We start from the raw sequence: 22,208 nt of genomic DNA on the forward strand, positions 1-22,208 counted from the left end.
AAACGAAAATTTAAATCGTCAACTCATTTTCTTCCTTTATTTCCAATGCACTTTTAAATAATGCTTGAAGGACGGCAGCAAATACTGCGATGACAAGGGATGTAAAAATAATAGTAATTCCAGCAAGGAATATTCCTGGATGTAGAACATTTAATAACAGCAATCCTATGCTTCCGACAACATATAAAATGCTGATAGTCACTGCGCATCGCTTGATTATTTGTAGTGATTGAAGCGCTAATTGTGAAAAAGCATTTTTTATTTCTATGTATTTCAATATTTTGTAAGCTTGAAAAAGAGCGATATAAAATGGGATGACTGTGACATACATACCAAATAAAATTGGATAGCGTAAATATGCATATTCAGGATTCGTTTTTGCCGTATATCTCGCTAATTCAGCCAATCCGATACAGAGGGCAAACATAATGACTCCAAGCAAGATGATCGCTGATTTTAAAAATAAAATTTTTCCCTTTTCCATACCAACACCCCTCTTTTTTTACCAACCATTATAAGCTGTTTTTTATTGATTTTCAATAAATTTTTATTGATTTTAATAAAATTCACAAAAAAATACCAGTCCTTTACGGATTAGTATTACGATAATTTTCTATTCCATTTTTTTGTATTCATCATACTAAATATTGTAAAATGATGAATGTGTTTATTTTTTTAACTATTCTGAAAAGGAAGTTGATTATTGATGATGGAAACGATTTTACATACTATTTTTAATGCCATTATTCCTTTATCTATCCCCGTTATTGCAGGCGCTGTACTCGTATATTTTCAAAACATAAATATTAAACCGATATTAACACTTGTGCTCTATTTTTTAACACCCATGTTAATTTTTGACACAATATTAAAAGCAGACATTGTGTTTCAAGATGTTTTTTTGACTTTTGTTTACTCTACCCTTTACATTATTCTTATGTGGTTAGTGGCAAAGATGGCTAGTAAACTATTAAAACTTCCAGAACCGGAAACGGCAGGATTGACTCTAATTGCTACATTTACAAATAGTGTCAATTACGGTTTACCTCTGGTCCTTTTAACTTTAGGACAACTTGGCTTAGAAAAAGCCGCCATATATGTTATCTTACAAACAATATTAATCAATACCATTGGTGTTTATTTTGCTGCCCGTTCACATTTTTCAGCAAAAAATGCGTTCACAACCATATTTAAACTTCCTGCTATATATGCAACTCTTTTTGCTTTCCCTTTTAACATCTTCGAATGGCAACTTCCAAGAGGGATTACAATTGGAATTGAGATGGTTGCAGATAGCTATTCACCAATCGTCTTATGCCTATTAGGTGCTCAAATGATGAGAGTAACACGTTCCAGTTTAAAAAAACATGTTCAAATCACTTTTTATGCCGGTTTTTGTATTCGAACATTAATTGCACCATTTATCGCGTTTTTCATACTCACTTTACTAAATATCCAAGGAACTATTGCCTCTGTCTTATTTATTTTATCTTGTATGCCGGTTGCGGTGAATGCTGCAATACTTGCTGAAAAGTTTGATGCTTCACCACTTGCCGTCTCGAAAACAATTTTCTGGACAACTTTAGCTTCCTTTATTGTTTTACCAATATGTATGGTGATTATCTCCTAAACAATTATCAATTGAAAAATCTTTACCTCCAAAACTGCTATATCATTTAAATGAAGTTACTGATACCAACAATAAACTCATAGATAAAATAACCAGCAAAACCGATTAAAATGAACCCGGCAATTATAGAAATAGACTTAATCAATGTACGGCTCATGATTTTTCTCGTGTAAGTTAAAATCGTCAATAAACCGATATCATGAATGACGATCCCTGTCAAAACACCTGATGCAAGAAGGAAAAATAACATTGGCTCTTTATGATCATAAGAATTCGTTAATACAGTGCCGAAAACACTTAACCAAAATGCAATATTTCCAGGAGAAATCGCAACTAAAAATCCATTCCGATAAGAGGAGATAAGAGACTTTTTAGGCTTTTCACCTAATGGTGTGATATCTTTATCGGCATTCTTAATGGAATCTAAACCAATGAACAATAAAAAAATAGCACCGACTAGCCACATTGGTACTTGGATAAATGGTTGTTGAAGAATGGATGCGAAACCTAAATAAAGAGCAGCAATTAAAATGAAATCAACCGTCATGCCACCTAAGCCGACAGCCCAACCATGCAAAAAACCATTTTTTAAACCTTGCTTAGACATTTCTACCGTAATCGTACCTACTGGCATTGCAATGGCTAATCCGACGAATACATATGTAAAAAATAATCCCATAACCTATCCCCTATCCATTTTTATTGTTTAAATATTGATAATTATACAATATTAATTTTAAAATTTAATCAGTACCTAATCAAAATAAATTAGCGATTGCCAACCTAGACAATCGCAACTAGTCAAATAAGTAAGTATATAAATCAAACATATTTTTTCTACAATTTTTTCACCATGACATAATGGGGGATACCATCTTCAATAAATTCATCCGATGCTGTTTTATAACCTAACTTAAGATAAAAACCTTCTGCATGTGTTTGGCCATGTAATTTAACTTTTGTCACTCCTTTTTCTTTTGCTATTTTTTCTAAGGCTTGTACAATTATTTTACCGATTCCTAAATTACGATATGGCTTTAATATACAAATCCTTTCTAATTTACCTACGCCGTCAACCACTCTAAGCCGTCCTGTCCCAACTGGTGTCCCACTAAAATAAACAAGAAGATGTTCACATCTTCCATTCAATTGATCAAATTCGTCAAATTCATCTTCCAATGGAACATTCTGTTCTTTTACAAACACTTCTTCCCGTATGGCAAATGCTTTTTGCAAATCTGAATCATTCTCAATTCTTCGGTATTCCATTTTACATTCCTCTCTTCTGTTTTTATAAAATAATCTTGACAAAATATTCTATTAAAGTAAATCCTTATTGACAAATTTTAACAAAGCATATCATTACTTCTATTCAACTGTATAAGCAGAAAAACGTTCGTAAATAATAAATTAGGATAGAAAATAAAAAAGGTGGGTTTGATATGGGTGACGCTTTCGAACGGTTGCAAGCATTAATGGGGGATACGATCCAAATTCTTGACCATATGATTGTCGATCAAAAACATCAGACATTACTCACTTCTATTAAAGAACAATTACACGAACAATATCGCCAATCCGAACAGATTGCCTATTTACACGGTGATGAGCGTTTGGACGCGGCCATTGCCATCACAAAAAACTTAAATGAAATCAGTCAAAATGTGCAACAATTAGAAAATCACTTACTTATGGATTATGAGGAATCAACGGGAAACAATATAGAGGCATATGAACAACTAGCTTATGAAGAACAACTCGAACAAGAAGAAACCTATCATGATAAGATTGACTATTTAAGTGCAGTTAAAATTAGGAAAAACTTAAATCGAATGAACGGTATCTTACTTAGCATCAATCCATAATAGGAGAGGAGCAAGATAATGGCCTATATTATCACTTCCCCTTGTATCGGGGAAAAAGCTGCAGACTGTGTTGATGTTTGTCCTGTTGATTGTATTGCTGAAGGTGATGACCAGTTTTTTATCGATCCAGATATTTGTATTGACTGTGGCGCCTGTGAAGCCGTTTGTCCCGTTCAAGCAATCTATTACGAAGAAGATGTTCCCCCTGAAGAAACAGAATATATTCAAAAAGCAATTGAATTTTATAAAACATATGAAGGATAAGTTCAATAATCAGCTTAGAGGCTGACCCTTTCAATCAGCCTCCGTCTTTAAATAACCGTTTCTTCTTCCAACCTCCCCACTGGAAATAAGCATAGGCAAAGAAACTACTAATTACAAAACTAATACCGACTCCAACAGCGATTCCATTTTGACCCATTAAACTTGAACAGATATAAGACAACGGATATCTTAACAACCAAAATGAAATAATGTTTAACACTAATACTTGATACATCGCTCCAGATCCTCTTACAATTCCATTTAAAATAAAGTTAAGACCGATAAATGGATAGAAATAGGCAATGATTTTTAAGTAATCCGTTCCAAATTGAATCGCTTCCGTTTCATTTAAAAAGAGTCGTGTCAAAAATTTAGCAAAGATAAAGACTACAGTCGCAACCGTCACCATGATGAAAAAATTATAGATTGCCCCATAAATTGCAATTTGCCTTACCCGATCCCACCGATGGACAGCGATATTTTGTCCGACCATCGCATTCACTGCCGTTCCTAAGGCAGTTGCCGGAAGTATGATTAAACTATCTATCCTTTGTGATGCACCATACCCAGCAACAACTGCAGCACCAAAGGAGTTTACAACAGATAAGATGGCCATTACTCCAGCATGGATTACCATCATTTGCAGACCTGCAGGTATCCCTAATTTAAAGATCAGCCATACTTCTTCCCATTTCGGTCGTCTCGGTATGGTAAATGGAATCATTTTTTTACGAAGGGTATAAATGAATGCAAGTAAAAAGGCGGTGCCTTGTGAGATGACCGTTGCCCATGCTGCACCAGCAATTCCCCAATCAAATCCGGCAATAAAGATCGGATCTAATATTGTATTTAAGACAACTGCAATAAAGACAAATCGAAGAGGTGTTTTACTATCCCCTAACGACCGAAGTGCAGTGCCAATAAAATTATAACCCATTAGTAATAAAATACCGAAAAAGTTAATCTGTAAGTAGATGTTTGCTCCATTAAGCATCTCATGAGGCGTATTTAAAAAGTCTAATATATTTTTAGAAAAGATTACACCGAAAACTCCGAGTAATAATGCAAGTAAGGATAAAATCACTACAAAGGCATTCACATAATGGACCAATCCTTGATGGTCTTCCTTCCCTTTTAGCTGAGATAAAATTGTTAATGTTGCATTATTAATGCCAATAATAAAGGCTAACACAGTAACAATAACAGTAGATGAAATAGTGACAGCACCTAAAGCTTTATCACCAATTAAATTTCCAATCCATAAACTATCAATCAATTGATAGGAAACTTGTAATATGTTCGTTAAAATAATCGGACCAGCAAAATTTATCATCTGCTTCCGAATCGATCCTTTTGTAAAATCCTGTTGTGTCAAACGAAATGACAGCTCCTTTTCAAAAAATGTTGGTACATTTCCCTTTTAGTTTAGCATACTAATCTTAGTAATAAACGATTTTAGCTTTTTAATGCAAGTTATTCCATCTTTATGTTTATAAATAATAATAAGTTTTGATAAAGCCGATATAGAATGACACATTTGTTGGAGGGATATAAATGGCCCAAACGGGTACTATTGTTGACCATTCATTAAATCTTATTAAAGAAGATGAAACATTTCTGCCCCATTTAACATGGAGTAATCGCGAAAAAGCTTTTCATTCATTAGCCGCTATTCTTTCTACCCCAAATTATATACATAAATCTTTTCTACGTATTGCTCGAGAAAGTGGAGAAGTTGTGCGAATACTTGCCTTTCGGGTGCAACATAATGATACACTAGGACCATATAAAGGCGGCATCCGTTTCCATGAAGAAGTTGATGAAGAAGAAGTAATCAACCTTGCTGCTTTAATGACGTTAAAAAATGCTTTACATGATGTACCATTTGGTGGCGGAAAAGGTGGCATTGTCATCAATCCAAGAAATTTTTCAGAACGAGAACTACATTTAATTTGTGAAAAATATGTTCGTTATTTTAACGGGATTATCGGACCAGATAAAGATATCCCGGCACCGGATGTAGGAACAAGTGAGCGGGAAATGGACTGGATGATGGCTGAATATAAAAGTATTAACCCTGGAAAACCATATTTAGGTAGTTTCACCGGAAAAAGTGTCGGTAACGGTGGTTCATTAGGTAGAAGAGAAGCAACGGGGAAAGGTGTGTATTTTACTTTACGTTATTTAATTCACAATTACTTAAATAAAAACATTGATGCATTTAATAAAACCGAACATCCTTATGCGAAAACATTACTTAATTACAAAGATAAAACCCCATTGAAACTTGCCATTCAAGGCTTTGGTAATGTGGGTTCCGTTGCAGCATTAGAAGCTTATATTTGCCAAAATTTACAAAATAAAGTCGTCGCTGTAAGTGATCGTAATGTTACATTGTACAATGCTAACGGCCTAGATATCCCAGCACTTGTACGTTTTACCGCACAAAATAGAGGTGATTTACCAACAACAAAGGAACAATTAGTAAAGGAAAACATCGAAGCTGAAATTTATGATCATAAGCATATTTTATACATAGATGTCGATGTGCTTATTTTAGCAGCTTTAGCAGATCAAATTCATCAAGATAATGTCGCACAAGTACAAGCAAAATTAATTGTTGAAGGAGCAAATGCGCCTATTACCGCTGAAGCAGATCAATACTTGAATGATCGAGGTGTTGTCATCTTACCAGATGTTTTATCGAATGCTGGCGGTGTCATTGTTTCCTACCTTGAATGGTTACAAGGAAGGGAAACACAGTATTATAGTGAAGAAGAAGTTTACAAACAATTATATGAAAAGATGCAAGCGACCTTTGATCACATTTACCCCCAATATTTTAATGATCGATATTCATTACGAGAACAATGTTATATCCAAGCTGTTAAAAAATTATGCACAACTTTATACCGTCAAGGAAAACTATATTAAAAAAATATCTGGGGCTGCCTAACAGTCCCAGTTTCATTTTTCTTTCCTTTTTTCATTTACAATTTTCCTCTTGTCTCGTAATCTTACTGCCCTTTCAGGATCATCGGTAATGATCGCTTTCACATTTAAATCAAGTAATCGTGTAATTTCATTTGGATCATTGACAGTCCAGACACGGATTTTTTCATATATATGTTGCAGATGTTCTGGATGATTTTCTTTCCATTTCTTCCAAACATATTGTAATACTTCAATTGGTACATCCACTTGCGAATGATGAAGCAAATGGGAAATTTGTTCATATAATTTTGTATCGGGGATGACGATATGTTTATGAAGGTGGAGCACTTCTAAATCAAGTGTGCTTAAATGATCTTCAGGAAGGGATATCCCTTCGTTCAATAACCAAGCAATGTTTGCTTCTTGTTCCATTTGTTTTATCCTAATTAATGTTGGTAAGTGAAAGGAGGAATAAATCACCTTTTTATCAGAGGCAAATTGATCAACGATTTGCAAAACTTTTTCTTCAATCCTATCATAGGGGATCATAGAAGTTTTTAATTCGATGTTTAATTCAATTGGGTATGGCGCAATCAGTTCAAGTACTTCTTGTAAAGTTGGCACCTTTTCGTGATCCCAGTTTTTTTCATACTTATTAAAATGACAAAATCGACTTCCTGCACTGACTTTACGAATTTCAGCCAATGTTAAATCTTTGATCCAGCCGCTTCCACTCGTTGTCCGATCTAAAGTTTCATCATGAATGACAACGACTTCCCCATCTTTCGTTACGTGGACATCTAATTCTAATCCATCGACACCTATTTCGATAGCTTTTTTAAAACTTAATAACGTATTTTCGGGATAAGTACCTTTAGCACCACGATGACCAAAAATTTTTGTCATATCCATCCTCTCCTTATAGACAAAACATAATCGGTAAGTTCACTTTTACCTCATGATTCATCATCCAGCCTATTTCTATTTAACCATTTTCATTTGCACAGAAACAACGAACATTACCATTTTTTAAAAAACTTTTACATTAATATGTTTGTTGAATAAACTGAAAGTGTAGTAGGATTTCAAACATTCCTGAAACGAAAAGGATTTTTTGAAAAAACTACGATTTGAAAGTTTTAAGTAGTAATATTGGACAATGATCTCCCATGCATCCCATTTTTTGCTTGATCTAACTCAATAAAACATCATATACATTTTATTTCGGTAAATAAAGGCTTTTAACACCTCAAATTCAATTTCCACCCCCTTCCCCTATCAAAAAAAAATAAGCGATTATTACAATTATACGAGAACGTTTAAAATTAATAACATTGTCAATAATTGTGATAACTATTCCCTTTCGAGGTGAATTGTTATGAACTCCAATACATATTATTTCGAATTAGCAACATTACTTTATGATCATTTTGGCATCGATCTTTATCAAAAAGTTTTTCATGGAAAATATTATTTAACCGTGCACGACTATTTGATCGGCGTCAGTTGTACAGATCAAATAAAAAATATATTAACATTATTTCAAAGTCTGCCAAACAAGCAGGAAGTCATATTGTTTCTTGAAGCTGCCATTTGCCGAATTATCCAGAATACAACAGAAGGAGAGAATAATTCCGATACATTTTATAAATATCGTTTAAAAAAGACTTAAGCATTTCATCCATTTCCTTTCCTCAAAAAATTTTATTTTTTATTAACCCTTTTTTGGAAATTTCATCATAACAAAGATGAAGGGAAGGAGGTGAAAGAAATTGGCAAATGCAAACCACGTTGACACGAATATCCGCTTAATTTATGCGGCAGGAATTGATCAAGAAGGAAATCCTGTATTTAAAAGGAAAAGTTATAACAATGTGAAGACAACGAGTACAGCAGACGAAATTTTTCAGGCTGCACAAGCGATTGCAAGTCTTTGTCAGTTACCTCTTTACAAAATTGAACGAGATGACAAATCGGAAATTAACGAATAATATCCATCGTTAAATTTTGGAGGTGAATACAATGGAAGTGACTTTAGAATTAGTATTTATTACTTCGGATGATAGAAACGTTCGACTATCCGTTAATAATCCAAAGGAAGATTTAGATGGGGATACCATAAAAGAAGCAATGGAACAAATTGTTGCAGCTAATATTTTTGAAACTTCAACTGGCGCCTCTTTTGTTGCTGTGAAAGAAGCGCGTAAAATACAGCGCGGTGTTGAAGTGATTAAATTTGAATAGTTGATCGTTGACATAATCTAAGAGGCTGTTCCTATAAGTTGGCCAGCCTCTTCAACGATCCACTTCTTAATAGGAGGGAAATAAATGACGGAGTTGTACGCTTTGATTGGAGAAGTTGGTTTTCCAATTGTCGTTACCTTAATTTTACTTTATCGGGTAGAGACGAAATTGGACCAAGTCATCCAATCCATCGACAAACTGCCAGAAAAATTACGTAACACTAACCTAGTAAACTACTAATAAAGCCATAGTATAAATATATTATTCTTCATAAATAGTTTGTAAATCTATTTATTAATAAACCCTTGTCCATTACATCCCAATCTATTTTCACATAGTATATAGAAACGTAGATAAAGGGGTGAAAGATATGGGTAAAAAAAGAAGAACAACGAATGGAAATCGATGTTTTTCAGGAAAAGATCCAAAAGTGAAAACACCATTATTCGATAATAAGAAAAGAAGAAAGAAAAGAAGTTCATAATAGATCTTAATAGTGTTTAATAAAAATAGGGACTATCGCACCAGATAGTCCCCTTTTTATGTTAAGACCATTCAACTAATCTCCATAGTGTAGTCTTTTAAGTAGGCTAACTAATCCAGTTTAGATTAACATCCGACCGATGACAACACCGTTTAACCAATAGAAAAGCGGTTGAAATCCCCACTTTTGAAATTTTCTCAAACTTTCCTCATTTTCAAGACTTACATATCCTAATACACAATAGATATTATTTTCTAATGCATGCTCCATTACTTTAGGTAGTAATGAACTTGCAATACCTTTCCCTTGATATTGCTCATCTAACACGACATAATCTACATAGGCAAAGCCTTTTAAGATCCAACGATAGGATATATAGCCAATCACCTGATTTCGATCATTACAGATGACTAAGACTGTATCAGCAGTACGTAAAATTCGTCTCGTTTGCTCACGGGTAGTTTCAAAATTATTTAATGTAATATCAATTAAATGTCGGTCATCAATAGCAGGTCTGCGTTCTCGTATATACATCATGCACCTCCAAAATTTAGATTACCTGCTACTATCTTATGAATAAACTAGAATATGTCTTGTACACTTAACCAATAAATCTATTAAAACCGGAATTGCAAGGGGCTGTCCAATAAGTCCAAAAAAGAGCGAAGTTGAGAAATCCTTATGTTTCTCAATTCGCTCTTTTTATACTTTCCTGAAATCAACTTGATAGTACCTACTCATTTTAGGGGGGACTGATCATAATCAACCCCTTATATTTATGTATTCTTTTTTTCATAACGATAAAAGGTACCGTTTGTCCTGCTTAATAAATCACCTTTTTCATTTCTTACATCACATTCTATAAAACAAACGTTATACCCGTCTTTAATATAACGTGCTGTTGCCATCAGTTTTCCTGAAGAAACCGCTTTAAAATAGGAGGTTTTTAATTCTAATGTGACATATTGTACTTTTTTATAACGGAAATTTAAATGCCCCATCGCTGTATCAGCAATAAACGCTAAAATACCTCCATGGACAATCCCGGAAGGATTATACATATAATCGGTTACTGGAGCAGAAACCGTACATGTTTTTTCTTCATCATTATACTCAAAGGCAAATTGGAATAATTTAAACATAAAAATACTTTCTGGTTTTAATTCGTAGGAGTCATATGCATTTTCTGCGAGCGCTAGAAATTCTTGCTTTTTCAAGAAATTCACCTACCAAAGAATGTTTATTTTAATCATAACATAATAGCTTAATATTGAAAAATTTTCCATTCCCATCAATTTTCATAAATATTTACGTTTAGCAAATGTTTCAATAACGGTAATGAAAAGTTAAAATTATTTATATAGATTAAAATCATTTTAATCGAACTGTTTTACAATATGATCTTTATTTTACAAATTTCCTATTTTCAAGTTATGTTATTTGGAATATCGTTTTTATTGATGGAAATTTTGAAAATCGTGTGAAAGGAACGTTCAAATGTATAAAGAACAAATAAAAAACTTACTCCAACCATTTTCATTTTTTAAAAATATGTCTGATGAAGAAATGGATGCAATCGTGGACATTTCAGGGACAAGGAAGCTAGCGAAAGATTCTCATATTTTTATGCAAGATGAACCGTTATCGAATGTTTATTTCATTTATGATGGCCAAGTAAAAATTTACCGCACAGATTTACAAGGGAAAGAACAAATTGTCAATATTTTAAAAGAAGGTGATTTATTTCCACATCTCGGTTTCTTCAGGAAAACAAATTATCCGGCCAACGCCCTTGTTACTGAAGACGTTACGTTAATTTATATTCCGATTCATTTATTTGAACAATTTTTATTCACCCACCCCCGAGCAGCCATGAAAGTCATCCGTCTATTAGGTGATAAAATATTTGACTTACAAAACCGATTGGAAGAAAAAATTTTACATAATACGTATGAACAAATCATCCTTCTGTTAATTCGTTTAGCAAAGTCCCATGGTAAACTCATTGATCATGAGCGGACTGTTCTTTTGAGCAGTTTTACAAACCAAGAATTAGCGAATATGATTGGTTCAAGCCGAGAAACGATAAGCCGCACCCTATCTCAACTAAAAAAGAAATATCTTATTCAAACGAACGAAAAAGGTCAAATGATTATATATATTGAAAGTTTAAAAGAAGAATTGTTTTAATAAAAACTCTGCATAGAAGCAAGGAAATTCTTCCATGCAGAGTTGCTTTCTAAAAAATCTTTCCTGGATTTAAGATTCCTTTTGGATCAAACACATCTTTAATTTTTTTCATAAATTCAAAGGCTGTACCATGTTCTAATATTTGATAAGGTTTCTTCCCAATTCCGACTCCATGTTCTCCTGTACAAGTTCCGCCTCTTTCAATGGCATATTTAATGAGTTCCTGATTTAACTTTTTTATCCGCATTATTTCATCCTCATTATTTGTATCAATCATGAGAGAAATATGGAAATTCCCATCTCCTACATGACCGGCAATTCCACCTGGAATCCCACTTTTAAATAACGCTTTGCGAGCATGGTAAATCGCTCCAGCTAATTCTGAAATCGGTACACATACGTCTGTTGCCATGAACTTTCTGCCCCGATACGTATGAATAAACGCATAAGCCATATGATGACGGATTTTCCAAAGTTGATTTCGTTTAGCTTGATCAGTCTCATATATAAAATCACGACAGTTGTGATCTTCTAAAATTTGTTTTGTTAGGCGCACATCCTCCATTAACCCTGATTCATTGCCATGAAACTCAAACAATAATGTTGGTTTTTCTGGGAAATTGGTTTGACTATAGGCATTGATTACATGCATCGATTGTTCATCCACCAGTTCCGCTCGGGCAACAGGAATCCCTGCCTGTCGGACATCAACAACTGCATTAACAGCATCTTCAATTGTTGGGAATACTGCCCGGGCAGCCATGACAAATTCAGGCAATCCATGTACTTTTAAAGTGAGCTTCGTAAAGCAGCCTAACGTCCCTTCCGATCCAACGAAAAGACCCGTTAATTGATAACCGGAAGACGATTTAGCCGCCATATTGCCAGTATGTATTATTGTACCATCAGCTAACACAACTTCTAAATCTTGCACTTGATCACGCATTGTTCCATATTTAACTGTCGTTGTGCCACTCGCACCGGTTGCTGCCATTCCGCCTAATGTTGCATCTGCCCCTGGATCAACGGGAAAAAACAAACCGTAACTTTTTAATGCTTGATTTAATTGGATTCTTGTAACACCGGGTTGAACTACAACAAGAAGATCCTTCTCCCGAATTTCTAAAATCTTGTTCATTAACGTAAAATCAAGCGATATACCTTTCTTTATTGGTATCACATGTCCTTCTAAACTGGAACCAATGCCAAAAGGTACAACAGGAGTTTCATATTTTTGCGCAAGTTTCATAATGCGACTGACTTCTTCTGTCGTTTTTGGAAATACGACAACATCAGGAAGAATAGGAGTATGATAAGACTCATCTTTTGAATGTTGCTCTAAAACCGTTTCATTTTGACTAACTCGGTCCTCACCGATTAATTCCTTCAATTCAGCAACTAAACTTTCTATATTTAATGTTTTCAAACTATAACACTCCTTTTTAAAATATCTGAAAATTATTTGTTTTATCTATTATAATACAGTTATGTGATTTGAATAAAGTTTCATGAGTTACAGGAAAACAAAAAAGGCCTGCCCTTCATTCATTAAGAGCAAACCTTTTCTTTACCATTACACTTTAATTTGTATATAATAGTCAGCAAAATATTGTTTTCCATTATCTCTAATAAGTTTGATAGCCATTTTGTTCAAGCAAAGTTCGTGCAGCAATTCGATGCTCTTCTGTTTGGAAACTAATTTGCAATACACCAAGTAAGCCTTCTCGAGCTTCAATAATATTTATATTTGTTATACTAATTTCATTTTCAGCTAGAATGGTTGTAATTTTGGCGATGGCACCTGGGTGATCGACTACATCCACATATAAATCATAGTAGGATGGAATGGCACCTTTTACTCGAACTGGCATCGTATCACGAAAATCCTTCGCTTCTTGAAAATAACGAGCAATGGCTTTACCGTTCTCATCCGATTCGAGAATACTTTTCACATTTCGCATTTCCATTATCCAATCGTCCAGCAATCGCAGTAAATGATCACGATTTTGCTTTACAATATCTTTCCACATTTTCGGACTACTTGAAGCAATTCTAGTAATATCGCGAAAACCGCCTGCGGCCAACATTGAAATAAATGGATTTCTATCGGAATGTTTTTTCACTTGTTTCACTAATGCTGCTGCGATGATGTGCGGAAAATGACTAACCGCACCTGTAATATAATCATGTTCTTCCGCATCCAATACGAGAAATTTGGAATTCGTTCCTTTCAGCCATTGTTTCAATTGTTCAATTTTTTCATAAGGTGTTGTTTTTTGTGGAGTTAATACGTAGAAGGCATTTTCAAAAAGATGTGCTTTGGCACTTTCAACTCCTGTTTTATGGGAGCCTGCCATTGGATGTCCGCCAACAAATGTCACATCCCCGTTCCATAATTGATTAGCTAGCGACATAATATCCCGCTTTGTACTTCCAACATCCGTTATGATCACATCTTCTTTTAAACTGTAGTTAGTGATCATTTTCATTATTTTTTTTGTTTCTTCAACTGGTGATGCCAAAATGATTAAATCAGCGTTTTCAGCAGGACTTTTTAAATCTGTTACTACTTCATCAATCACTTGTAAGGATAACGCTTTTTCAACTTGTTCAATATTAATATCATAACCGTAAATAAAAACATCATGTTCTCTACGGATTGCTAACGCTATGGAACCTCCAATTAATCCTGTCCCAACGAGTAACACTGTTTTCCTCATGACTATAAACCTACCTTTGGCTGTATGTCGAATGAAGTAGTTTAAAGCGGTGAAAAGGAATACCTTTCACCGCAACGAACCTTATACTAATTTCTTTGAAAATGCTCGAACTTCATCCATGAACTCATTAAATTGTGGAATATTCATTTGTTGTAATGAATCAGATAAGGCAACAGCTGGATCTGGATGGACTTCCGCCATGATCACATCAGCTCCGATAGCCAATGCTGCTTTTGCTGCCGGCAATAGCAAGTCTCTACGACCTGTTGAGTGAGTTACATCCACAGCAACAGGTAAATGGGTTTCTTTTTTCAAGATAGGAACTGCAGAAATATCGAGTGTGTTTCGTGTTGCCCGTTCGTACGTACGAATTCCACGTTCACATAGTATGATTTGGTCATTCCCTCTTGAAATGATATATTCAGCTGCATTAATGAACTCAGAAATGGTCGCTGCCAATCCACGTTTCAGTAAAACCGGTTTATTGACCTTACCAACGGTTTTTAACAGGTCAAAGTTTTGCATGTTTCGCGCACCAATTTGAATAACATCGACATAGTCCAGAGCGAGTTCAACATCAGCAGGAGTCATAATTTCACTTACAACCGACATATCGAATTCATCAGCAATTTCCCGCAATATTTTTAATCCATCTAAACCTAAGCCTTGGAAATCATATGGTGATGTCCGTGGTTTGAAAGCACCACCACGTAGTAATTTCAAACCTTTTTCCTTCATTGCCAGTGCAACTGATCTTGTTTGTTCATAACTTTCAACTGCACACGGTCCCATAATAAAATATTGCTGACCATCTCCGATTGTTTGCCCATTAACATCAACGATTGTATTTTCAGGATGCGCTTTTCGGGAAACAAGAAGCGTTTGTTCATAATCTTCCTCTTGCAATTCCAAACTTGCTTTAAAAATTTCCTTAAAAATGTGTTTAATAGTTGAAGGTTCAAAAGGTCCGTTATGATGCTCTAAAATCATATCCAAAGATTGACGTTCACGTACAGGGTCAAAGCGAGTCACACCTTGTTTTTTCTTTTCGTTGCCAATTTGTAAAACAATTTCAGCCCTTTTGTTTAGCAATTCTAAAATTTGTAAATTGATTTCATCAACTTGATCACGTAATTTTGCTAATTGACTATCCGTCATTTTCATGCCCTCCATCTTTTTTTAATAATAAAAATCCCTACTGGATCAACCAGTAGGGACGAATATATCGCGGTACCACCCTAATTGTAGGCAAAACTTACCTACCACTCAAATGGATAACGGTTGACACCGTCTTTTCCTTACGATAGATTAATAGATTTCATCTAAGTAAGAAAAAGCTGCTCCGAGAATGTAATTCGCGCTTATCTTTGGACTGATTCACACCGACCATCAGCTCTCTTGACCAGGGAGATAAGGCACTACTTCGTTCCCTTCGTAGCATGTCACATATGCGAATTGTTTTTATTTTTAGTTATTGCTACAAATTATAAACCGATTATGTTAATGAGTCAATAGTTTTTCTTATTTTACTTGCAATAATATTCGTAAAAAACACGTTCATATTAAACAGTATATTCTACACCCTTTGAAATATCTTTATTAAAGAATATGAATAAGACTGTCTAAAAGTGTATCTTCCACATTCAGACAGTCTTTTTGGCATGTATTTCAATATTAGTAAAAACGTTTATAACTATCGAAGTGCTGGCTCCAATAGGAATTATTTAAACTAACAATTTTAACTCCTCCACTACTGGTTGCTGAAATAAACTCATTGTTTCCTAGATATATTCCTACATGGGAAATCCCCTTCTTATATGTATCTTTAAAAAAGACAAGATCACCAAGTTGAGGACTTGTCACATAATAAGAACGATTAAAGTAGCCTTCTGCATTGAAACGTCCGATATTAAGTCCTGCTTGTTGATATACATAATAAATATAACCACTGCAATCGAAACCAGCAGGGGAAGAACCACCCCATACATATGGAACACCAATAAAGTTTTTTGCAATTTCAATTAATTTATTTACATTATAACTTGTTCCTATATGATCCTGTGGTGTAGAAGAGGAATTGTTACTTGTCGAGTTACCACCAAAAATCTTTAAACTTTGCCCAACATAAATCGTATCTGAACTAAGATTATTCCATTTTTTCAAATTAGCGACGGATACACTAAATGTATTTGCTATTTTCCATAAAGAATCTCCGGCCCGAACAGTATATGTACGATTTGTACCGCTTGTATTGTGATTGTTCTTACTATTTGAACCGTTATTAGAAGGCGTTTGATTTGTCTTTTTAACTACTAAAACATCGCCAGGGTAGATTAATGTCGTTTGTAACTTATTCCAATCCATTAATTCCTTTAACGTTATTCCATGTTTGTAAGCAATTTCGCTTAATGTATCACCTTTTTTAACTGTATAGGTCGTTGCGTTATTCGCACTGTTTCCCTTTGTTGCATTGTTCTTATTTTGATTTGATCCTGCATTGGAACTTGTTTCTTTTACAACTAATACGTCACCAGGGAAGATCAAAGAAGAAGTTAAATTATTCCACTCCATTAAATTTTGCACAGAGATTTTATATTTTAAAGCAATTGCACTTAGCGTATCTCCTTTTTTAACCGTATAACTTGAAGTAGTTGTGGAAGACTGCTGACTTGAGTTGTTGTTTGAATGATTATTCGTATTTTTGGATGTCTCCGTCAGTAAGACTTGATCTGGAAATATGAGGTCAGAAGATAAGTTATTGATTTTTTTCAATTCCGTAACCGTTATATTATATTTCTGGGCAATTGACCATAGTGAATCTCCAGGTTTTACCTTATATGATGCTGCTTCAGCCTCATTATTTAATAATAGTAACGTCGCTAATGCTGCTGTCGCCGTAACTGAAACCTTCACTTTTTTATTTGACATCTTAGCGCCTCCTGTTTTTTGATTTTTTATAAACTTCTGAACATTTGGTTCTATTATAATAGTTAAGATAATAATTTGGTAGTTTTATAGCAAAATTTTAATAAATATGTAGAATAAAAAGGAAAAACTAAGAACTATGACGAAAATCTCAGTCCCTACCTTTTTATCGGTTCATTTACCTATTTTTTAATATATTTTTATATGTTTTTAGTCATTTCTGCACAAATATTGATTTTATTACTATCATCCAGATAGGTAAATAGAATGATAACTTTTTTTATGGGTGTATTTTGTTCTTTTTTACTATGACAAATTTCATTTATTAAGATATTTTGATTAAATAAAAAAGTGTTGTTCTAGAACGAACAACACTTTTTTATTTCATTTACAGTTTGGCTTCTTCTAATTTAAACCCTTCAACAATCACATCATCGTCAATCTCAAGCAGAAGACATCGTTTACCTTCAAACATAATATACTTCATATTTCGTAAATCTTTAGGTTTAATGGTGAGGTCTGCCACTTTCGTTTCAATTTTTATTGTTTTTGGCACTAAACTATTCGCTTTAAATTCATGCTTTTCATCATCAAGAACCGATTTAATGGCATGTTCTACAATTTGAGTACTTACATTTTCTACACCACTTACCGTTAATATTTTTTCAATATCTTTAGAATCAATGGTCGGTGGAGCACTTTCTTCCATTTCTTCACTTTCCTCATTTTCAACGATGATCCGGTCAAGTTCCTCATATACATTAGAGATCACTTCTGCATCCACTTTTTCCCCTACCACTTCTTTTAAAATATGTTCAAATATTGCTTTATCGTCTTGAGCGGTAAGTATTTCTTCGCAATTTAACACTTCTTCAATAAATTGATAGTCTGGTTGATTTACTTTTCCGGTATAATACAATATATGGTTAACATCGGCTGCATTGTCATTAAAGGCTGGGAAGAAGAATCCGGTTAACGGTGATGTTAAATTGATGATCGGATCAACATCATTACTTGATTTAAATGTTTTTTCGACGTAATCAAATAATAATGTTTTTTTCGGTTGGTCAATTTTATTTACGGAACATAAAATAAATGGACTCGCATATGTTTCCTCTGAACCATCTTCTTCTAACTCATAGTTCTTTCTCCTTTTTGGTTTACGATATTCTCCACGAATAAATGTAACAACGGTATCAAAGGAATAGACATTTTTTTCATACATTTTTTCTACAACCGAAAGCATATATTCCTTCCACTCATCCGTAGAATGTGCATGTAATCCTTCATAAAGCGTTGTTTGGGTACTGTTTTCAATCCCTTGAACAAATTTAAGTTCAAATAACTTCGAATCAAGTTGTCCCGTTAATACCTTTTTAAAATTTTTTAAAAATAATTCTTGTGCTTCTTGTTCTATTAATTGAAACGGTTGACTTACATGAAAATATATTTCTCCCGTTTCCTTCTGCACATAAACATTAAAAATTTCTTTAATTCTCAGTAAATCATTATTCAATTTAAACTGTTTACGAATATTCGCGATATCTTTTTTATTCATATTACTTCAACTCCCTTTTCGATTATACGCTTTTTTGCATAAATTTGTAATAGTAGATTCCCCATCTCTTAATTGAACTTTATCGTACTACGATTCATAACTGCGAAATTAAACATTTTATCTTTTTGAATTATTCGTAAAATAATTTACATTTTTTGTAACAAATGGTAATATCTAATCACAAGATATTCAGGTCATCAGATGAGTTGGTAAAAAATTTCATCAACCTTTTTTTCTAGCATTTATTGAAAGCGGTTTACTATAATTTTTTCTATTTTAGAGGTGATAATAATGTATAATGCAAGAGTACTAACTGCAAGTTTAATAGGAAGTGCAATTGAATGGTTTGATTACTTTCTATACGGAACCGTTGCTTCTTTAGTTTTTAATCAACTGTTCTTCGTTAGTGAAGATCCCGTCGTCGGCTTGCTAATTGCTTATACTTCCTTTTCTATTGCCTTTTTCTTACGCCCCATTGGTGGAGTTGTTTTCAGTCATATCGGTGATCGACTAGGTCGGAAAAAGACATTGGTATTAACATTAAGTTTAATGGGGTTATCAACTTTCGGTATGGGGTTACTTCCAACTTATCAAGTCATTGGAATTTGGGCTCCCATCTTTTTAACATGTTTACGATTCATTCAAGGCTTGGCACTTGGCGGTGAATGGGGCGGTTCTGTTCTACTAGCCGTTGAATATGCACCAAAAAATAAAAAAGGATTGTTCGGTAGTGTTCCACAAATGGGGATTTCAATCGGTTTAATATTAGGTTCTCTTGTTATGTCAGTGATGACGTTACTTCCAAATGATCAGTTTATGAGTTGGGGATGGCGTGTACCTTTCTTATTAAGTGCTGCTCTCGTATTAGTTGGAATATGGATTCGCAAAGGAATTGATGAAACTCCGGCATTTAAAGAGGCTCAAAAAGCCGGGGAAATTTCCAAACTCCCCATTGCAGATACATTAAAATATCATTGGAAAGCAGTTTTAATCGCAATGGGTGTGAAGGTAGTAGAAACAGCACCATTCTACATATTTGGTACATTTATTGTGTCCTATGCAACTAACCAGTTATCGTTTGGTGAAACGGAAGCCTTAAATGCGGTTGTAATTGGGGCTCTAATCGCTACCATTATGATCCCAATCATAGGTCATGTATCAGATCGAATTGGAAGGAAGAAAATCTACTTATTCGGAATTGTTGCAACAATGATTTATGCTTTTCCATATTTTTGGATATTACAACAAGGGTCCGTATTTTTACTTATATTAGCAACCGTGATTGGACTTGGGTTTATATGGGGATCACTTAATGCTGTTCAAGGTACAATGATGTCAGAATTTTTCCCCGCAAAAATTCGTAATACCGGGATTTCTCTAGGTTATCAACTTGGAGCAGCCATTGCAGGGGGTACAGCACCATTAGTGGCAACAGCGTTATTAGCAAAATTTAATAATTCTTTCATTCCGGTCGCTTTTTATATGATATTCGCAGCATTTATCAGCCTTATTGCAATTTTATGTGTTAAGGGGAAAAAGCATCTAATTGGGCAAGCAGAAAGAAAATTGGATTTAGATGCATAACCTGAGTTTACCTAATTCATCAGATGGCTCGAATTAACTATCATCAACATGGTTAGTAATTAAAAATAGTAGTACGACCTAAATTCAGGTTGTACTACTATTTTTTCAATCATCATGTATAAAATGAACAGTCTACCATTGACACATTACACTTTCCATTCTATGGAGTCGCTTTACTATTTTTCATATTTTTATTCCGCACCGGTTTTAAAATAATGGCCATGATTATTACAAGGGCTGATATGACTACTGTCGTATAAAATAAACCATTATACCCCGATTGGGCAGCTGTTTGGGTAATTTGATTAACACTCGTTTCAATGACCTCTTTTAACGCCGGATCTTGAATACGTTCTAAAATTCCTTCGTAGTTCACACCTATAGAAGGATTGGTATGCTCCATTGAACTTGCTATCATTTGTAACTCCTGTAACGCTTCCGGACTTAAGTCAGCATTTTCTATATTTCTTTTTAAAATATCAGGAAAGTCTGTTTCAAATAAAGTGGGAATTTTATTAAATCCCCGTGCAATAAATCCAGCATAAATGGTCGGAGCAATCGTCATACCAATTTGACGAATAAGTGATAATCCAGCTACAGCAGTTCCTTTATCCTTTTCCAGCCGTTCGGTTGCTAAAATATTTAACGGAGCACCTAATAAAACCCCCATCCCTAAGCCTGCGATACAGGATGAAATTACAAACTGCCATTTGTCATCAATCCAAGTAGGGAATAACAGAAAGCCGATAGCTGTAATTAGTCCTGATAAAAAGACGGTTAAAATTGGCCCCCGCTTATCAACTAATGCTCCACCTAAGGCCGCACCAACACCAGAAGCTAAAGCTAACGGTGTCATCCAATAACCGGAATACTCGGCTGGAATACCTAAAACTTGCTCAGAGAAGGCTGGTATAAAAACCATTCCAGCAAGTAAAGCACCCGATAGTGCCCCAACGAACAGTGTCAACAAATATTGCGGTTGTGTTAATAAACGAACAGGTAATACCGGGTCGCCATCTTTCCGATTTTCTAACGCACGGTTATACAGAATTAAAATTGAGAATAGGACAATCCCCGCTATAATAAAACCAAATACTTCAGGTTGAGTTACACTATCCCAAAAATCAGTTTCAATATTCGTTATACCGTACATTATTCCGAGGATCGATAAAGATAAAAGGATCGTTCCTAATAAATCCATCTTACCAGTAGATGGCTCTTTTGTTTCTTCAATCTTGAAGTACCCTAAAATAATCAATACGATTGCAATGGGCACATTAATGAAAAATAAATAATGCCAATTTCCCGTTAAATCCAATATAAAACTACCAACATTCGGACCTAATACGGCACCAATCCCATTCATCCCACCTAATATTCCAAGGGCTTTTCCTTGTTTTTCCTTTTGAACTGTACTTAATATATGGGAACTTCCGATAATGAAAATTCCCCCGCCCCCCATCGCTTGAATAAAGCGAGCTACTAAATAAAATCCAAAGTTAGGACTTAAGGCAACGAATAGTGAACCGATACCAAACAGAGCTATTTCTACAAGAAATAACTTTCTTCGACCATAACGATCGGCAATTTTTCCAACAACAGGTATGCTAATGGCTAAGCCGAGAGTATAAATCGTTACTCCCCATGCTCCCCAGTTAGCTGATACATCAAAAGAATTGTTGATGGTCGTCAACGCAGCACTAATGATACCATTGTCTAAGGCTGCCATAAATACGCCAATACAAAATAATGTAATTGCCCAAGTCGAACTCGACATTCCCCTTTTTTTCAAGCTATCCAACAACCTTTC

The 22,208-nt window shown here is 34.5% G+C and carries 23 protein-coding genes and 1 other annotated feature; of the genes, 10 read left to right on the forward strand and 13 right to left on the reverse strand.

From position 1 onward, the window contains the following. Positions 1 to 10: 10 nt before the first annotated feature. Positions 11 to 484, reverse strand: coding sequence for a DUF2975 domain-containing protein (locus tag OEV82_RS04725; RefSeq protein WP_263061187.1), 474 nt, complete (start codon positions 482 to 484; stop codon positions 11 to 13). A gap of 222 nt (positions 485 to 706) precedes the next feature. Here OEV82_RS04725 and OEV82_RS04730 point away from each other — a divergent pair, with 222 nt between their 5' ends. Beyond that, complete coding sequence (locus tag OEV82_RS04730) at positions 707 to 1,630, forward strand: AEC family transporter (protein WP_173658716.1); 924 nt, start codon at positions 707 to 709, stop codon at positions 1,628 to 1,630. Positions 1,631 to 1,676: 46 nt separating this feature from the next. Here OEV82_RS04730 and OEV82_RS04735 read toward each other — a convergent pair whose 3' ends face one another. Then, positions 1,677 to 2,309: a LysE family translocator gene (locus OEV82_RS04735; protein ID WP_263061188.1), complete on the reverse strand. Its 633-nt coding sequence runs from the start codon at positions 2,307 to 2,309 to the stop codon at positions 1,677 to 1,679. A 158-nt stretch (positions 2,310 to 2,467) separates the two neighbouring features. Then, positions 2,468 to 2,899 carry a GNAT family N-acetyltransferase gene (locus tag OEV82_RS04740; RefSeq protein WP_263061189.1) on the reverse strand — a complete coding sequence of 144 codons (432 nt, stop codon included), beginning with the start codon at positions 2,897 to 2,899 and terminating at the stop codon, positions 2,468 to 2,470. Positions 2,900 to 3,072: 173 nt separating this feature from the next. On the opposite strand from OEV82_RS04740, the gene OEV82_RS04745 reads away from it, so the two are divergent. Further along, on the forward strand, positions 3,073 to 3,495 hold the full coding sequence (locus OEV82_RS04745) for a hypothetical protein (protein WP_173658168.1): 423 nt from the start codon (positions 3,073 to 3,075) through the stop codon (positions 3,493 to 3,495). An 18-nt stretch (positions 3,496 to 3,513) separates the two neighbouring features. After that, positions 3,514 to 3,759: an indolepyruvate ferredoxin oxidoreductase subunit alpha gene (locus OEV82_RS04750; protein WP_263061190.1), complete on the forward strand. Its 246-nt coding sequence runs from the start codon at positions 3,514 to 3,516 to the stop codon at positions 3,757 to 3,759. Positions 3,760 to 3,793: 34 nt separating this feature from the next. Here the strand turns inward: OEV82_RS04750 and OEV82_RS04755 are convergent, their stop codons facing one another. Then, positions 3,794 to 5,134: an MATE family efflux transporter gene (locus tag OEV82_RS04755; protein ID WP_263061191.1), complete on the reverse strand. Its 1,341-nt coding sequence runs from the start codon at positions 5,132 to 5,134 to the stop codon at positions 3,794 to 3,796. 179 nt (positions 5,135 to 5,313) lie between these two features. Here OEV82_RS04755 and OEV82_RS04760 point away from each other — a divergent pair, with 179 nt between their 5' ends. After that, a complete protein-coding gene (locus OEV82_RS04760; RefSeq protein WP_263061192.1) occupies positions 5,314 to 6,693 on the forward strand; it encodes a Glu/Leu/Phe/Val family dehydrogenase in 1,380 nt (459 codons plus the stop codon). A 33-nt stretch (positions 6,694 to 6,726) separates the two neighbouring features. Here the strand turns inward: OEV82_RS04760 and OEV82_RS04765 are convergent, their stop codons facing one another. Then, positions 6,727 to 7,599, reverse strand: a complete 873-nt coding sequence (locus OEV82_RS04765; RefSeq protein ID WP_263061193.1) for a glycerophosphodiester phosphodiesterase — start codon at positions 7,597 to 7,599, stop codon at positions 6,727 to 6,729. Between the two features lie 472 nt (positions 7,600 to 8,071). Here OEV82_RS04765 and OEV82_RS04770 point away from each other — a divergent pair, with 472 nt between their 5' ends. The 4 genes from OEV82_RS04770 (at position 8,072) to OEV82_RS04785 (ending at position 9,177) form a co-directional block, all read left to right on the forward strand. After that, positions 8,072 to 8,365: a hypothetical protein gene (locus OEV82_RS04770; RefSeq protein ID WP_263061194.1), complete on the forward strand. Its 294-nt coding sequence runs from the start codon at positions 8,072 to 8,074 to the stop codon at positions 8,363 to 8,365. A 100-nt stretch (positions 8,366 to 8,465) separates the two neighbouring features. Next, on the forward strand, positions 8,466 to 8,684 hold the full coding sequence (locus OEV82_RS04775) for a DUF1659 domain-containing protein (protein WP_263061195.1): 219 nt from the start codon (positions 8,466 to 8,468) through the stop codon (positions 8,682 to 8,684). A 31-nt stretch (positions 8,685 to 8,715) separates the two neighbouring features. Continuing rightward, a complete protein-coding gene (locus OEV82_RS04780; protein WP_263061196.1) occupies positions 8,716 to 8,937 on the forward strand; it encodes a DUF2922 domain-containing protein in 222 nt (73 codons plus the stop codon). Between the two features lie 84 nt (positions 8,938 to 9,021). Next, a complete protein-coding gene (locus OEV82_RS04785; protein ID WP_263061197.1) occupies positions 9,022 to 9,177 on the forward strand; it encodes a YvrJ family protein in 156 nt (51 codons plus the stop codon). Between the two features lie 364 nt (positions 9,178 to 9,541). Here OEV82_RS04785 and OEV82_RS04790 read toward each other — a convergent pair whose 3' ends face one another. Continuing rightward, complete coding sequence (locus OEV82_RS04790; RefSeq protein ID WP_263061198.1) at positions 9,542 to 9,955, reverse strand: GNAT family N-acetyltransferase; 414 nt, start codon at positions 9,953 to 9,955, stop codon at positions 9,542 to 9,544. Positions 9,956 to 10,197: 242 nt separating this feature from the next. Then, positions 10,198 to 10,638, reverse strand: a complete 441-nt coding sequence (locus OEV82_RS04795) for a PaaI family thioesterase (RefSeq protein ID WP_263061199.1) — start codon at positions 10,636 to 10,638, stop codon at positions 10,198 to 10,200. A gap of 280 nt (positions 10,639 to 10,918) precedes the next feature. Here OEV82_RS04795 and OEV82_RS04800 point away from each other — a divergent pair, with 280 nt between their 5' ends. Beyond that, on the forward strand, positions 10,919 to 11,611 hold the full coding sequence (locus OEV82_RS04800) for a Crp/Fnr family transcriptional regulator (protein WP_263061200.1): 693 nt from the start codon (positions 10,919 to 10,921) through the stop codon (positions 11,609 to 11,611). 49 nt (positions 11,612 to 11,660) lie between these two features. On the opposite strand, the gene OEV82_RS04805 is transcribed toward OEV82_RS04800, so the two are convergent. The 5 genes from OEV82_RS04805 to OEV82_RS04825 form a co-directional block, all read right to left on the reverse strand. Beyond that, on the reverse strand, positions 11,661 to 13,037 hold the full coding sequence (locus tag OEV82_RS04805; protein WP_263061201.1) for an FAD-binding oxidoreductase: 1,377 nt from the start codon (positions 13,035 to 13,037) through the stop codon (positions 11,661 to 11,663). 199 nt (positions 13,038 to 13,236) lie between these two features. Beyond that, the gene (locus OEV82_RS04810; RefSeq protein ID WP_263061203.1) at positions 13,237 to 14,331 is read right to left on the reverse strand and encodes a prephenate dehydrogenase; all 1,095 of its coding nucleotides are present in this window, start codon (positions 14,329 to 14,331) and stop codon (positions 13,237 to 13,239) included. An 81-nt stretch (positions 14,332 to 14,412) separates the two neighbouring features. Continuing rightward, positions 14,413 to 15,489 (reverse strand): bifunctional 3-deoxy-7-phosphoheptulonate synthase/chorismate mutase, encoded by a 1,077-nt coding sequence (locus OEV82_RS04815; protein WP_173659798.1) that lies wholly within the window; start codon positions 15,487 to 15,489, stop codon positions 14,413 to 14,415. A 51-nt stretch (positions 15,490 to 15,540) separates the two neighbouring features. Beyond that, positions 15,541 to 15,776 (reverse strand) — a binding site (T-box leader). A gap of 229 nt (positions 15,777 to 16,005) precedes the next feature. After that, a complete protein-coding gene (locus OEV82_RS04820) occupies positions 16,006 to 17,259 on the reverse strand; it encodes a C40 family peptidase (RefSeq protein WP_263061204.1) in 1,254 nt (417 codons plus the stop codon). 385 nt (positions 17,260 to 17,644) lie between these two features. Then, positions 17,645 to 18,814, reverse strand: a complete 1,170-nt coding sequence (locus OEV82_RS04825) for a DUF4317 domain-containing protein (RefSeq protein ID WP_173657780.1) — start codon at positions 18,812 to 18,814, stop codon at positions 17,645 to 17,647. Between the two features lie 291 nt (positions 18,815 to 19,105). Between OEV82_RS04825 and OEV82_RS04830 the strand changes: the two genes are divergently transcribed. Continuing rightward, positions 19,106 to 20,398 carry an MFS transporter gene (locus tag OEV82_RS04830; protein WP_173657779.1) on the forward strand — a complete coding sequence of 431 codons (1,293 nt, stop codon included), beginning with the start codon at positions 19,106 to 19,108 and terminating at the stop codon, positions 20,396 to 20,398. Between the two features lie 160 nt (positions 20,399 to 20,558). Here OEV82_RS04830 and OEV82_RS04835 read toward each other — a convergent pair whose 3' ends face one another. Next, complete coding sequence (locus OEV82_RS04835; RefSeq protein WP_263061205.1) at positions 20,559 to 22,175, reverse strand: MFS transporter; 1,617 nt, start codon at positions 22,173 to 22,175, stop codon at positions 20,559 to 20,561. Between the last annotated feature and the right edge of the window lie 33 nt (positions 22,176 to 22,208).

This window comes from Pallidibacillus thermolactis (genome assembly GCF_025660415.1).
Taxonomy (GTDB): Bacteria; Bacillota; Bacilli; order Bacillales; family Caldibacillaceae; genus Pallidibacillus; species Pallidibacillus thermolactis.

Bases quoted from the DNA above. Each gene is read 5' to 3' on its own strand.
- OEV82_RS04725 (WP_263061187.1), bottom strand. From the start codon at position 484: ATGGAAAAGGGAAAAATTTTATTTTTAAAATCAGCGATCATCTTGCTT.
- OEV82_RS04730 (WP_173658716.1), top strand. From the start codon at position 707: ATGATGGAAACGATTTTACATACTATTTTTAATGCCATTATTCCTTTA.
- OEV82_RS04735 (WP_263061188.1), bottom strand. From the start codon at position 2,309: ATGGGATTATTTTTTACATATGTATTCGTCGGATTAGCCATTGCAATG.
- OEV82_RS04740 (WP_263061189.1), bottom strand. From the start codon at position 2,899: ATGGAATACCGAAGAATTGAGAATGATTCAGATTTGCAAAAAGCATTT.
- OEV82_RS04745 (WP_173658168.1), top strand. From the start codon at position 3,073: ATGGGTGACGCTTTCGAACGGTTGCAAGCATTAATGGGGGATACGATC.
- OEV82_RS04750 (WP_263061190.1), top strand. From the start codon at position 3,514: ATGGCCTATATTATCACTTCCCCTTGTATCGGGGAAAAAGCTGCAGAC.
- OEV82_RS04760 (WP_263061192.1), top strand. From the start codon at position 5,314: ATGGCCCAAACGGGTACTATTGTTGACCATTCATTAAATCTTATTAAA.
- OEV82_RS04765 (WP_263061193.1), bottom strand. From the start codon at position 7,599: ATGACAAAAATTTTTGGTCATCGTGGTGCTAAAGGTACTTATCCCGAA.
- OEV82_RS04770 (WP_263061194.1), top strand. From the start codon at position 8,072: ATGAACTCCAATACATATTATTTCGAATTAGCAACATTACTTTATGAT.
- OEV82_RS04780 (WP_263061196.1), top strand. From the start codon at position 8,716: ATGGAAGTGACTTTAGAATTAGTATTTATTACTTCGGATGATAGAAAC.
- OEV82_RS04785 (WP_263061197.1), top strand. From the start codon at position 9,022: ATGACGGAGTTGTACGCTTTGATTGGAGAAGTTGGTTTTCCAATTGTC.
- OEV82_RS04790 (WP_263061198.1), bottom strand. From the start codon at position 9,955: ATGTATATACGAGAACGCAGACCTGCTATTGATGACCGACATTTAATT.
- OEV82_RS04800 (WP_263061200.1), top strand. From the start codon at position 10,919: ATGTATAAAGAACAAATAAAAAACTTACTCCAACCATTTTCATTTTTT.
- OEV82_RS04810 (WP_263061203.1), bottom strand. From the start codon at position 14,331: ATGAGGAAAACAGTGTTACTCGTTGGGACAGGATTAATTGGAGGTTCC.
- OEV82_RS04815 (WP_173659798.1), bottom strand. From the start codon at position 15,489: ATGACGGATAGTCAATTAGCAAAATTACGTGATCAAGTTGATGAAATC.
- OEV82_RS04820 (WP_263061204.1), bottom strand. From the start codon at position 17,259: ATGTCAAATAAAAAAGTGAAGGTTTCAGTTACGGCGACAGCAGCATTA.
- OEV82_RS04825 (WP_173657780.1), bottom strand. From the start codon at position 18,814: ATGAATAAAAAAGATATCGCGAATATTCGTAAACAGTTTAAATTGAAT.
- OEV82_RS04830 (WP_173657779.1), top strand. From the start codon at position 19,106: ATGTATAATGCAAGAGTACTAACTGCAAGTTTAATAGGAAGTGCAATT.
- OEV82_RS04835 (WP_263061205.1), bottom strand. From the start codon at position 22,175: ATGTCGAGTTCGACTTGGGCAATTACATTATTTTGTATTGGCGTATTT.